Annotated in this window: 16 protein-coding genes; 7 read left to right on the top strand and 9 right to left on the bottom strand. The window is 50.2% G+C overall.

Features of this window, described 5'->3' with window-relative positions:
- The first annotated feature begins 114 nt into the window (after positions 1–114).
- From A3224_RS17360 to A3224_RS17350, 3 genes are read left to right on the top strand one after another with little or no spacing between them, the layout of a single operon-like run.
- Positions 115–252 (top strand): hypothetical protein, encoded by a 138-nt coding sequence (locus tag A3224_RS17360; RefSeq protein ID WP_231902395.1) that lies wholly within the window; start codon positions 115–117, stop codon positions 250–252.
- A gap of 15 nt (positions 253–267) precedes the next feature.
- Positions 268–624 carry a hypothetical protein gene (locus A3224_RS17355; RefSeq protein ID WP_067155672.1) on the top strand — a complete coding sequence of 119 codons (357 nt, stop codon included), beginning with the start codon at positions 268–270 and terminating at the stop codon, positions 622–624.
- Positions 615–911 carry a hypothetical protein gene (locus A3224_RS17350; RefSeq protein WP_067155670.1) on the top strand — a complete coding sequence of 99 codons (297 nt, stop codon included), beginning with the start codon at positions 615–617 and terminating at the stop codon, positions 909–911. Before A3224_RS17355 ends, A3224_RS17350 begins: the two co-directional genes overlap by 10 nt.
- Before the next feature lie 157 nt (positions 912–1068).
- Here A3224_RS17350 and A3224_RS13500 read toward each other — a convergent pair whose 3' ends face one another.
- Positions 1069–1326 carry a DUF4236 domain-containing protein gene (locus tag A3224_RS13500; protein ID WP_067155667.1) on the bottom strand — a complete coding sequence of 86 codons (258 nt, stop codon included), beginning with the start codon at positions 1324–1326 and terminating at the stop codon, positions 1069–1071.
- A gap of 279 nt (positions 1327–1605) precedes the next feature.
- Between A3224_RS13500 and A3224_RS13495 the strand changes: the two genes are divergently transcribed.
- Positions 1606–2538 (top strand): transposase, encoded by a 933-nt coding sequence (locus tag A3224_RS13495; RefSeq protein WP_067155666.1) that lies wholly within the window; start codon positions 1606–1608, stop codon positions 2536–2538.
- 51 nt (positions 2539–2589) lie between these two features.
- Positions 2590–3795: an IS256 family transposase gene (locus A3224_RS13490; protein WP_067153116.1), complete on the top strand. Its 1206-nt coding sequence runs from the start codon at positions 2590–2592 to the stop codon at positions 3793–3795.
- 101 nt (positions 3796–3896) lie between these two features.
- Here A3224_RS13490 and A3224_RS17345 read toward each other — a convergent pair whose 3' ends face one another.
- From A3224_RS17345 to A3224_RS13470, 6 genes are all read right to left on the bottom strand, one after another.
- Entirely contained in the window at positions 3897–4190 is a 294-nt protein-coding gene (locus A3224_RS17345) for a hypothetical protein (RefSeq protein WP_156481499.1), read from the bottom strand.
- Between the two features lie 227 nt (positions 4191–4417).
- Entirely contained in the window at positions 4418–4645 is a 228-nt protein-coding gene (locus A3224_RS16995; RefSeq protein WP_156481498.1) for a hypothetical protein, read from the bottom strand.
- A gap of 69 nt (positions 4646–4714) precedes the next feature.
- A complete protein-coding gene (locus A3224_RS16660; RefSeq protein WP_082817630.1) occupies positions 4715–5668 on the bottom strand; it encodes a caspase family protein in 954 nt (317 codons plus the stop codon).
- Positions 5669–5677: 9 nt separating this feature from the next.
- Entirely contained in the window at positions 5678–6094 is a 417-nt protein-coding gene (locus A3224_RS13485; protein WP_067155663.1) for a TIR domain-containing protein, read from the bottom strand.
- A 536-nt stretch (positions 6095–6630) separates the two neighbouring features.
- Positions 6631–8400, bottom strand: coding sequence for a DEAD/DEAH box helicase (locus A3224_RS13480; RefSeq protein WP_067155661.1), 1770 nt, complete (start codon positions 8398–8400; stop codon positions 6631–6633).
- Between the two features lie 336 nt (positions 8401–8736).
- Complete coding sequence (locus tag A3224_RS13470) at positions 8737–9168, bottom strand: hypothetical protein (protein ID WP_067155655.1); 432 nt, start codon at positions 9166–9168, stop codon at positions 8737–8739.
- A gap of 484 nt (positions 9169–9652) precedes the next feature.
- On the opposite strand from A3224_RS13470, the gene A3224_RS13465 reads away from it, so the two are divergent.
- Positions 9653–10111 carry an IS3 family transposase gene (locus A3224_RS13465; protein ID WP_067155652.1) on the top strand — a complete coding sequence of 153 codons (459 nt, stop codon included), beginning with the start codon at positions 9653–9655 and terminating at the stop codon, positions 10109–10111.
- Positions 10112–10132: 21 nt separating this feature from the next.
- A complete protein-coding gene (locus A3224_RS13460) occupies positions 10133–11008 on the top strand; it encodes a hypothetical protein (RefSeq protein WP_067155649.1) in 876 nt (291 codons plus the stop codon).
- Here A3224_RS13460 and A3224_RS13455 read toward each other — a convergent pair.
- Together A3224_RS13455 and A3224_RS13450 are read right to left on the bottom strand one after the other, a co-directional pair.
- On the bottom strand, positions 11005–11373 hold the full coding sequence (locus A3224_RS13455) for a hypothetical protein (protein ID WP_067155646.1): 369 nt from the start codon (positions 11371–11373) through the stop codon (positions 11005–11007). The genes A3224_RS13460 and A3224_RS13455 overlap by 4 nt on opposite strands.
- Entirely contained in the window at positions 11370–11810 is a 441-nt protein-coding gene (locus A3224_RS13450; RefSeq protein WP_156481497.1) for a hypothetical protein, read from the bottom strand. The genes A3224_RS13455 and A3224_RS13450 overlap by 4 nt, the downstream gene beginning before the upstream one ends.
- Between the last annotated feature and the right edge of the window lie 10 nt (positions 11811–11820).

Genomic DNA, 11820 nt, shown 5'->3' with positions numbered 1-11820 from the left:
GGTTGCGAATCATGGACACCCATAAAATAAAAAGTTTTCAATGCCAATCATATGGCAACATTCTCTACCTCATAGAAAATACTGTTTATCCATACAGATAAATGGATAACCAAAATGGGACGCCCGCGCAAATCCCTAATCTCTCTTGAAGCTACGCCCTACTATCATTGCGTCTCCCGCTGTGTGCGCCGTGCATTCCTGTGCGGCAAGGATGAGCGCACCGGGCGCTGCTTCGAACACCGGAGGCAGTGAATCGAAGATCGGTTATTGGAGCTGGCCGGGGTATTTGCATTGGATATCTGTGCCTTTGCAGTCATGAGCAACCACTACCATGTGGTACTGCATATCAATGCAGCACAAGCTAAAGGCTGGACGCTGCGTGAGGTGGTGGACCGATGGCATCAACTCTGTAAAGGCTCTCCACTCGCCCAACGTTATGCCCATAACGAAACCTTGAACGCTGCGGAACTGGCCCGGCTGGAGGAGGTGGTCACAGAATGGCGTGCGCGGCTGATTTTTATCTGGACACTTCCATACAACGGCGGATTTCGGCAGCTCAGGATGGCAAACAGCCACATCAGCTCTTTCCCTTCGCTGGTAGCCCACGAGAACCTATGCCAATAGGACTGCCGTTTCAGTTACAGGACTATCTGGAGCTGGTGGACTGGAGCGGACGTTGCCTGCGTGAAGACAAGCGCGGCGCGATCGACAAACAACTGCCGCCGATTCTCGACCGGTTGCAGATCGACCCACGACACTGGCTCTACCTGAACCGCAACTTCGAAAGCCGCTTCAAGTCTCTGGTTGGTACCGCCCACTCAGTGCGCTCTGCCTGCGAACAACTCGGAAAACGTTGGGCCCACGGAATCCGCGACTGCGCGCGCTATCTCTCCCCGCCGATCACCTCTTAAAATTTCTCCTGTCACGGAAAAACGTCATCGCGGCTTCTGCGAAGGACTGCTGTGCCATAACAAAACTGTTTGGCGAAATTCCACACAAAACGCAGGCTCTACTTGCCCGAAAACAAAGCTCTGGCAACAGCGGACTAAGAATGCAGTAGTCTTCCCATTAATGTTTCAATTGGTGGGTGTCCATTTTTATCCTACTCGTTCGCTCTTCCGGTTCTTTAAAATTTGACTTAGATTTCGTTATGTATTTGCTTGCAGACAAGCCGGTTCCACGAATATTAACGGTGGCCTTAACGCCTTTCTTCCCAGCATTGACTGCAAGGCCTTTTCGGCCGACAGATAGACTGGTAATACCTTTTTTGCCGACGTTTAGCCTTACACCTTTTCCGAGCTTGATACTTCTTCTTTTCTTAAACATGAAACCTCCTTGTTTTGGCTAACGGTTAAGCTAGCGGGCGCACGCTGTTTGTGCGTCTGTTGTTAATCGCATTGTTATACGCTTTTTATGAAACATGATAAACCCCCATTACTTTAGAAAAGCCTAGGGAAGGTCTGAATAACCCCTCCATTTCATAGTGTTATATGTCGCGAATCATGGACACCCATAAAATAAAAAGTTTTCAATGCCAATCATATTGCAATATTCTCTACGTCATAGAAAATGCTGTTGATATATACAGTTCAATGAGTGAACAAAATGGGACGCCCGCGCAAATCCCTGATCTCTCTTGAAGCTACTCCCTACTATCACTGCGTCTCCCGTTGCGTGCGCCGTGCATTCCTGTGCGGCAAGGATGAGCGCACCGGGCGCTGCTTCGAGCACCGAAGGCAGTGGATCGAAGATCGGCTGTTGGAGTTGGCCGAGATATTTGCGCTGGATATCTGTGCTTATGCAGTCATGAGTAACCACTACCATGTGGTACTGCATATCAATGCCGCACAGGCTGAAGCCTGGACGCTGCGCGAGGTGGTGGACCGCTGGCATCAACTCTTTAAAGGCTCTCCGCTCTCACAGCGTTTTACTCGCAACGAAACCTTGCACGCTGCAGAACTGGCCCGGCTGGAGGAGATAGCCACAGAGTGGCGGGCACGGCTGATGGATATCAGTTGGTTTATGCGAATGCTCAATGAATCTATTGCCCGGCAAGCCAATCGGGAGGATGGCTGCACCGGTCGCTTTTGGGAAGGTAGATTCAAGTTTCAGGCTTTGCTCGACGAGCGGGCCCTGGCTGCCTGTATGGCCTATGTGGATCTGAACCCGATCCGAGCCAAAATGGCTGATACACCCGAAACCTCGGACCACACTTCCATACAACGGCGTATATCAGAAGCTCAGGATGGCAAACAGCCACCGCAGCTCTTTCCCTTCGCTGGTAATCCACGAGAGTCCATACCTGTGGGACTGCCGTTTCAGTTACAGGACTATCTGGAGCTGGTCGACTGGAGTGGCCGTTGCCTTCGTGAAGACAAGCGCGGCGCTATCGACGAACAACTACCGCCAATTCTCGAGCGGCTGCAGATCGACCCACGACACTGGCTCTACCTGAACCGCAATTTCGAAAGTCGCTTCAAGTCCTTGGTTGGCGCCGCGCACTCGGTGCGCAATGCCTGCGAGCAGCTCGGCAGGTAGTGTTCAGAATTCTGTGTCATTTCTTTACCATTAACAAAAAAGAGATGACCTATGACCAAACCTACCTTCGATATGGATGCCGCCATCAAGGCACTGCGTGAGGGCAAAGACCTCAGTGGCAAAGACGGCATCCTGACCCCACTGATCAAACAGCTTACCGAAGCGGCCATGCGGGCGGAGTTGGAGGAGCACCTCGCAAGCGAGGACAAGCCCAACCGAAAGAATGGCCATACATCTAAGACCATGAAGAGCTCCGCTGGCAGCTTTGAACTGGATACGCCGCGGGACCGTGCCGGCACCTTCGAACCGCAGATCGTCAAAAAGCATCAGACGCAGCTTACCGACGAACTGGAGCGCAAAGTGATTGCCCTGTTTGCCCTCGGTAACAGCTACCAGGACATCCGCACACACATTGCCGAAATCTACGGTATGGAACTCTCCAACGGCACCATTAACGCCGTTACAGACAAGCTGCTGCCCGAGCTTCAGGCTTGGCGTGAGCGCGACCTGGAGCCTATCTACCCTATCATCTGGCTCGACGCTATCCACTATAAAATCAAGGAAAACGGCCGCTATATCAGCAAGGCTATTTACACCATCCTCGGCCTGAACATCGAAGGCAAGAAAGAGCTGCTGGGACTCTACTTGTCCGACCAGGAAGGCGCACACCATTGGCTGAGCGTTCTGACCGACTTATACAACCGCGGGGTCAAAGATATCCTGATCGCCTGTGTGGATGGCCTCCAGGGCTTCCCCGAAGCCATCGAGAGTATCTACCCCAAGACAGAGATCCAGCACTGCGTGATCCACCAGATCCGCAACTCGATGAAGTACGTGGCTTCGAAGAACCAGAAGGCCTTTATGGCGGATCTCAAATGTGTCTACAAGGCGGCAACACTCAATGCTGCCGAGAGCGCACTGGACGAGCTGGAAGCCAAGTGGGGCGACAAATACCCGATGGTGATCAAGTCCTGGCGCAGCAAGTGGCCCACACTATCGGCCTACTTCAAATATCCGGAATACGTACGCAAGCCAATTTACACCACAAACGCCGTTGAAGCCGTGCACCGGCAGTTTCGAAAACTGACCAAAACCAAAGGTGGCTTCGCCAATGAGAACAGCTTACTCAAGCTGCTGTACGCCGGTATACTGAAGGCCTCCGAGCGCTGGACGCACCCAATCCAGAATTGGAATCTGACGTTGTCACAGCTGGCGATCCACTTCCCGGAACGCTTGGAGAAATACATCAGTCTATGAGGCTATTTGGCTGACACAGAATTTTGAACACCCTCGCTCGGCAAACGCTGGGCGCAGGGTATTCACGACTGCGAGCGATATCTATCTCCTCCGATCACTTCCTAAAATTTTGCCTTTCCTTGAAAAATAACATCGCGGGCTTCTGCGAAGGACTGCTGCGCCATAACAAAGCTGTTTGGCGCAATTCCATACAGGACTCCGGGTCTACTTGTCCGTATAGCAAGCTCTGGCAATAGTGGGCTGAATATGCAGCAGATTTCCCACCAATTTTTCAATTGATGGGTGTCCATTTTTGTTGCCGATGGGTGTCCATTTTTGTTGCCGACCCACGGCACTGGCTCTACCTGAACCGCAACTTCGAAATCTGCTTCAAGTCTCTGGTTGGTACCTCTCACTCAGTGCGCTCTGCCTGCGAACAACTCGGAAAACGTTGGGCCCAGGGAATCCGCGACTGTGCGCGCTATCTATCCCCGCCGATCACCTCTTAAAATTTCTCCTGTCACGGAAAAACGTCATCGCGGCTTCTGCGAAGGACTGCTGCGCCACAACAAAACTGTTTGGCGAAATTCCACACAGGACGCAGGCTCTACTTGCCCGAAAACAAAGCTCTGGCAACAGCGGACTAAGAATGCAGTAGTCTTCCCATTAATGTTTCAACTGGTGGGTGTCCATTTTTATCTATTTTCTTTGGAGCTGGCAGAAAATTAATATTTAGGCAGCCTTCCAGAATGGGGGCGGCTGCGATTTTGGAGTCGGTAACATACTTATAAATATCGACTTTGTCTTTGGCACAAGCAAAAACTAAGTTTGGAAATAGTGTCACCAAGAAAACAAATACGATTTTTCTCATATCGACTCATAACACCCACAACACCGGAAAAACGGAGCGAAGCGTAGTTTTTTCCGGTGCTTGTGATTGTTAGATCCTGTTTTTATTTACCAAATTCCAATAGTGTGCACCTAAAACTGTCAATCTACATCCGGTTGAATTCATCGCTGCAAAATACATGTGATCTTCATCGATCGGCTTTACTAAATTTATGCGATTGTATTTTTGGAGTAAGGAAAATATCTCTGTATTATCTGGTTCGGGAGAGTCTGATGTCGGTTCGTAACTGGGGTCTAACGAAAATACGTGCTCCGCAGCCGGGAAAAGCACTATAATTTTCCGTAAATCTTCCAAATCAATGGGCGGCTGCACTTCACGCAAGGAAATAAATCTTTTTACATTTGTTTTAAAAATTGGTCTTTGTTCCCATGGGCCAAGAGATTGATCAATGTGTGCATACACACTTCCAGGAGTGATATCACCGACTAGATTTGCAGCGCTACCATTTAGAGCATCAACAAACAGAGACGTAAAAACACCAGAGCCATTATTTTCAATCGAATACTGATTCTTGGCTGAAGCGGTCAAAATTGTCACCCCCTCACTTAGAAATGATTTATCTGATACGCCAGATGGGTTGCCAGCAGCGCCAGAGTGACAGCAATCAAGTACAATTACTTTGTTTTTGGCAGGCGATGAATTAGCTATTGTTAACAGCTCATCCATCGAAAAGCCGTCATCTCCATCGGAGCATTCCGAAGTAATAAGATATCCTCCTGTAGACTCTATATATCCATGACCAGAAAAGTAAAAAAGCGCAATATCAGCGTCATCTTTAAATAATTCCGTGACAAGATCTTTCAGTATTCTCCGCTCAACTTTGGAACGTTGATCCGACGCTACTATTGTGTTTACTCCAAAATTGGGTGATCCATCACCATGTCGTTCCAATACATTTTTTACAGCATAGGCGTCATTCACACATCCATGAAGTCGATTTATATTTTCATAGAAATCTATCCCAACTATCAAAGCCTTCCTCATAAACACCACCTATATCGAATGCTGTCTGATTGCGCTTACGATTGACGAGCTATTCCACTTTACAATTGCATCCGCATTATCCTTAACAATTTTTGATGTTTTCTCCGAACCCCAAGGCTCAATTGCCACAAGTGGTTTTGAATAAACTGATTTCGCGATCTCAATCTCTTTATTTATCCACTTCGAGTATGTGCTATACACTCCCGCAAGTACTACAACACAGTTAACAAACGGCATTTGATTCTTTATGGCTTCATAAAGAGCCTTGTCATTGGGCGCGTTATGGATCGGATCATTCTTAGGAACGGAGTAATCAACCCAACTGAAGTTCGGGTGCTCATCAAAAAATTTCACCAATTTTTCGTATGCATCCCCATAAGCCCATGAATGGCTAATGAAAAGTCTATAAGTTTTTAATTGAGGCATCGCCAATTCTCCTTTGATTTATTGCACACACCTAAAAAGATCTAACAGTTTTATTCAAAAGCCATTGGCTCTATATCATCTTGGCTCTTGTCCACAGGCGCCCAATGCCACATACTGGAAATCGCCATTAAAATCAATGAGATAACCTACAGCTCGATTTAAATTCAGGAGTTAAACGAGGCAGACGCTCAGTTATCTTTTTATTAATGTGGCTCAAATTTTTATCACTATACTCTTTAAAGTCAACGATTTAGTGGCGGCTCATCAGTGAACAAGAGCCACCGGCTACTGAACACGGGCTTGATATAACTATCTCCGCAATAGGCAGTTCATGAACACCCATAAAATAAAATGTTTTCGACGTCAATTATATTGCAACATTTCTTACTCCATAGAAAACATTTTCCACCCATTCAGTTAGATAAACGGTTAAAGTGAGACGTTAGTGCAAATCCCGGATTTTTCTCAAGGTTTTGCTCGCAGCGAAGCCTTGAACGTTGCGGAGCTGGCCAAGCAACCGCTTTTACGCCATACACTTACAGTGCATTCGCCCTGCGATAATTCCCCTGATAGTCAAAAATCCGCTCCTGCACCTGCCAGTAGCGTTTCTGTTTGCGGGCGATGACGAAATCCGGGGCCGGTAGGTGGGCCTGTTGCGCGAGTACTTCTTCAATATCGGTGAAGGTTTTCAGGGTCTGGCCATTGGCGAAGCGGCGGCCGAACAGGCGGTTGAATACGCTGCGCTGGGTGGGTTTGGAGAAGTCAAAGGATTCGCGGAGTTCTTCTCCGTCTTCACCGTGATAGGTGATCGTCAGCCGGGTGTCACTGGTGCTGATACTGATGCCGGCGCAGCGGATCACCATGGCGTCTTTGAGTTTCAGGGCGTCCCGCAGCCGGTCGTCCGGGTCGATGATGGCCTTGCGGCACTGGTGGCAGTTGCGGGCGGCAATGTCATTTTCAGCGCCGCATTGCGGGCATTCCTTGAAGCGGAAGCGGTAATCGCATTGCTCCGGGCGCTTGTGCTGCGCGCCCGGGCCATTGTCTTCCTCCGGCTCCAGCAGGCCCTGGCAGCGGCGTCCATAATGTTCTGTCACATGGCCGTCTGCGTCGGTTTTGCCCCAGAAGATATTGGCAAAGCCGCAGGCCGGGCAGAACACCTGTACCGGCTCACAGTCCGGGGTCGGCTTTTTCTCTCCCACTTCCGGGTGGTACAGGTTGATGCCGTTACCTGCGTAATCAATCACCAGACAATCCTTCTTGCCGTCATCCAGGCGGAGGCCGCGCCCCACCATCTGCTGGTACAGGCTCACCGACTGGGTCGGGCGGAGAATGGCGATAAAGTCCACATGCGGCGCATCAAAGCCGGTGGTGAGTACGGAAACATTCACCAGATACTTGAGCCGGCGCTGTTTGAAGCGGCGGATTAGCAGGTCCCGTTCTTTCTGGCGGGTTTCACCGGTAATCAGGGCCGTCTGCTGTTGCGGCAGGTAGCCGGTGATCTCCCGCGCGTGCTCCACCGTTGCCGCGAAGATCATCACCGCCTGGCGCTCGGCGGCCAGCTCCACCACCTGTTCGATAATGCCCCGGGTCACCCGCGGATGCCGGCTCAGCAGCTGGTTCACATCCGCCTCGGCGTATTCACCAAAGCGGTTCTGCGGCAGCGCCGAGAAATCGTACTGCGCCACGGCCGCGTCAATCAGCTGGGGTCTGGTGAGATAGCCGCGGTTGATCATGTAACTCAGGGGCAGTTCGTAGATGCAGTGCACAAAGGGCTTGTCTTCCTCACTGCGGACAAAGCCCCGGTAGTGATAACGGTAGATCCAGCCCAGCCCCAGGCGGTAAGGGGTGGCGGTGAGGCCCAGCACTTTCAGGGAGGGGTTCTGCCGGCGCAGCAGGGTGATGATCTGCTGATACTGACTGCCTTCCTCACCGCTGACGCGGTGGCATTCGTCAATGATGAGCAGGGAATATTCATTCCGGAACAGCTCCGGATTCGCCGCCACGGACTGCACACTGGCGAAGGTGATCTGATGCCGGGTTTCCCGGCGCTTGAGGCCGGCGGAGAAGATGCCCCCGGTCAGACCGTAACTCTGGTACTTACCGTGATTCTGTTCCACCAGTTCTCTGACATGGGTGAGCACCAGAACCCTGCGCCGGGCCAGACGCGCCAGCTCCGCAATCACCAGGCTTTTCCCGGCTCCGGTGGGCAACACGATAACGGCAGGCTCATGCGAGCGCCGGAAGTGCCGCAGGGTGGCATCGACGGCTTCCTGCTGGTAGGGGCGCAGGGTGAACGGAGCTTTCATTCCGGAATGCCTGCTGTTTCTTTGCATGCAATCATAAGACAGTCGTTACTGCTCGCTGGTGTCGGGCTGAATGTTGGCCTGATCAATGTTCGCACCGTAACGCCCGTTTCCCGGACCGGGAAGCCGCTGCCCGCCTCCCATTTGTAAATCTCGGCAGAACCCGGGCCTGAAACGGCCACCAACAGAAAAAAGACAGGGAGCAGGTGTGCGCCTTTCCGGCGGAGCATCAACATGCTCCGGCTTTCTTTTCAGTGAATATGATTCGCCTGTAGCGCTGGTCAATGATGTCTGCAATCCCCCACCGTAGAGGCATTCAGTTTTCCTTTTAGGGGTTGATCAACCGGATTCAGGCTGCAACCGGCATTCCCCTAGCGCCTGCGCCTTCAGATGCTCACAAAACGCCAGCACATCCGGATTTGTATACTCTTTGGAAATCAGCTCCCCCGGAATCAACCCCTCATCCCACCGGTTCGCATACAGGGTATGGGCGTGCACCTCATCATCCGGCAAAACCATCACCTCAGCTCTCGTCTGGTGAATATACAGATCCCTGAGCTTCCTGTAACACCGGAGAATCCCGCCCTCACGCTCGCGGTCACAGCGGTAGCTCCGCTCTCCAAAGAAGTCACTGGCGGCAGAGAACAGTGCTTCTGTATTCAGGGAAGATCCAGTCACAGGATAAACGCTTCTGGCGGCATCGCTGGTTACATTGGTACAGCCGGCGACAAGCGCCAGGGACAGAAACAGCAGGGTTTTGAGTTTTGTCACAGCCGAGGTCTCCTACCTCCCATAAAGCCCGCTTGCCCTGTGGGACAGCCGCACAGGTGGAGCTTCAGCGTTGCGGCTAGGTCTGCTCCCGGAAAACTTGTTAAGCCTGGTGTCTCTAACATTTTGAACCTGAATTTAGGTGAGGTGGTCTAGTCGGTCTAATAGTAACCGACACCCCAGTTAAGGAATAATACCCTGAACTGAGGTGTGAGATGACCAAAAAGACACGAAAGAATTATACCTCCGAGTTCCTGCAGGATGCCGTCCGGTTAGTCGCGGAGCAGGGATACATGAGTGCGGCAGCGGTAGAAGTCTCGGTATGGACGCCGGCATGTTGGGCCGGTTACTGGGCGTAAGTCGTAGCGGTTTTTATGGCCGGCAACGTCGTGCACAGTTGTCTTCTGATAGCGAGAACCAGCGGGAACAGCAGGACTTGATCCAGGAGCTTGCAAAGAGTTCCGGTCATACCTAAGGGAGTCGTCGGTTGGTCATAGTATTCAACAGCAATCACAAGCAGCCGATCTTTCCCAGCTGGCTGGAACGCAACTTCAAAGTAGAGGAGCCGGACCACGTGTGGGCCAGAGATATCGCCTATATCTGGACACAGGAAGGGGGGGCTGCATTTGGTGGTGGTAATCGACCTTTACTCGCGCAAAGTCGTGGGTTGTTCGCTTGGCAAGCGGCTGACAGTCGCCTTGGTTTGCGACGCGCAGAGCATGGCGATTTGGGAGCGACGCCCGTACTGCTTTTCGGCTCACTGAAATCAGAACGCATTTACTGGCGCAGTTATCAGAGTAGGGGAGAAATGAGGGCAGATATCATTGATTACATCGTGATATTCTGCAACATTCACCGGCTACACAGTTACTTTGGATACCGGAGCCCGCATTTGTACAAGGAAGAAATTGGGTTGCCATTACCAGTACACCAGAAATCAGCATAATTCATGTAAAAGAAAGGCGCCATGCATTCCCTGACTCTATTACTATTCATTTTTATTGCTCTGAATGGAAAGCAGCTTAGGAATGACAGTCTCTACAGGGCAAACGTATTTGCTATTGTGGGAATCTGTTACTTCTTTTTTGTTCAATATATCGCTTATTGGAATAGAGTATTTCCTGTGGAAGGTTGGGGGAAATACCTGCTTGAAATGTTGGTGGCTCTTGGTGCTGTGGGACTTTCTCTTTCTTCGTGGAATAAAAAATCTCACCCGATAAAAACTCTATGTCTCTGCTCGATATTTTTTATTGCTCTACTGGTGACATATGTTTTTGATATAAAAGTTAAAGAGTGGCTTGCTGAAAAAGGTGGCTTTTTTAATGGCGAACCTCCATTAGTATTGAAGCAGCAAGCAGGCACTTTGGATAAGTCGATTAAGTTTTCCGAAGTCGGTATTGAATTTCGAGCTTTTGAAGGCTGGCGTAAGGGCGAACTACCATCTGGACATGAATACTTAACTTATGGCAATAGTGATGCCGGAGTTGTTGAGGTAAGGCCAAATTGTCTGGATGGAATGAATATTGATACGCCTACTTATGTTTCTAATATGCTCGAACTTCTGGAGGTTAACAAGCCAACCTCCAGGTATGATTATCAGTGTAGTAAGTCTGCACAAGTTAAAGAGTGCTTTATCAGAGTTGAGTACTTGTCTGCCGATGGGGTTTCGAAACGGTGGCATTGGCTGAGGTCTCAGAGAGGCGAAAGATCCATTGCCGTAGATTTTATTATTCCCAATGACAGCAAAGTAGTTGAGGAAAAAGTCTTAGAGTTGATAATGTCCACAAAAATTTCAAAGAAACGCCAAACAGTAATATGTACTACACCTGCCGCTTGGCTTTAATGCGAACCGACCTGGCTTCCGTATTGCTCTACTGCCAAGCAACTCCAATCTGAGTGTCCAGCACTTCTTGCTGCATCCTTATAGAGCATGGAGCGCTGGTCAGCCGCTGCATTCTGAATAGCCATCCATGCTTGATAGGCATTACTAGAGGGTGGAAGCTTTTCGGTCAAAAAGGCGTCCAGTTTCAGAGCACGCTCTTGCGCTGTCAATTCGGAGTAGTCATCTGCATTTACAAGCCTCGTAAATTGATCGCAAAATATATCAAAATCGCTATTTTCAATACCAGAATTTGGATCTTCTTTTGGAGTGCAGGCACATAAGGATACCAGAATTGGAAACACCGCTACGTATTTAAGCTTAATCATTTTGTTATCACCTCCCAGTTAAATCCGCCGCTCAGTCCTGCCTGATAAGGTTTTTTGGGGCGGTATATTTTCAGGAAGTCTAGAGGTTGATAGTCGGCGACTAGGTTACCCCTGGCATCGGTAATGTATACCCATAGGCCAATATTGCTAATCCAAGCTGTGCCCCCTTTGTTAGCTATTGACATCGCGATAATTTCAGGTGCGGAAGAACCGTAATTGCTGCATGGGTGGATAAATTTAGCATACTTGGCTGGCTCTTTGCTGCGGACATGAGATAGCTTTCTCTGGGTATCGTCGTCCATCACGGCTTTAATTACGCTGGTAGTGATTGCGGCCGGCGCGGATACGAATCCGGTTGCCCAAAGGCCAATATCAACAGCTCCCGGCTTACTGCCTTCTGCCGCATAGTTCAAGGCCCAAGTTGCAGGAGTAATCAAGGAGCCGGCT

Source organism: Microbulbifer thermotolerans (assembly GCF_001617625.1).
Classification (GTDB): Bacteria; Pseudomonadota; Gammaproteobacteria; order Pseudomonadales; family Cellvibrionaceae; genus Microbulbifer; species Microbulbifer thermotolerans.
This window is presented reverse-complemented; position numbering and strand designations above follow the sequence as displayed.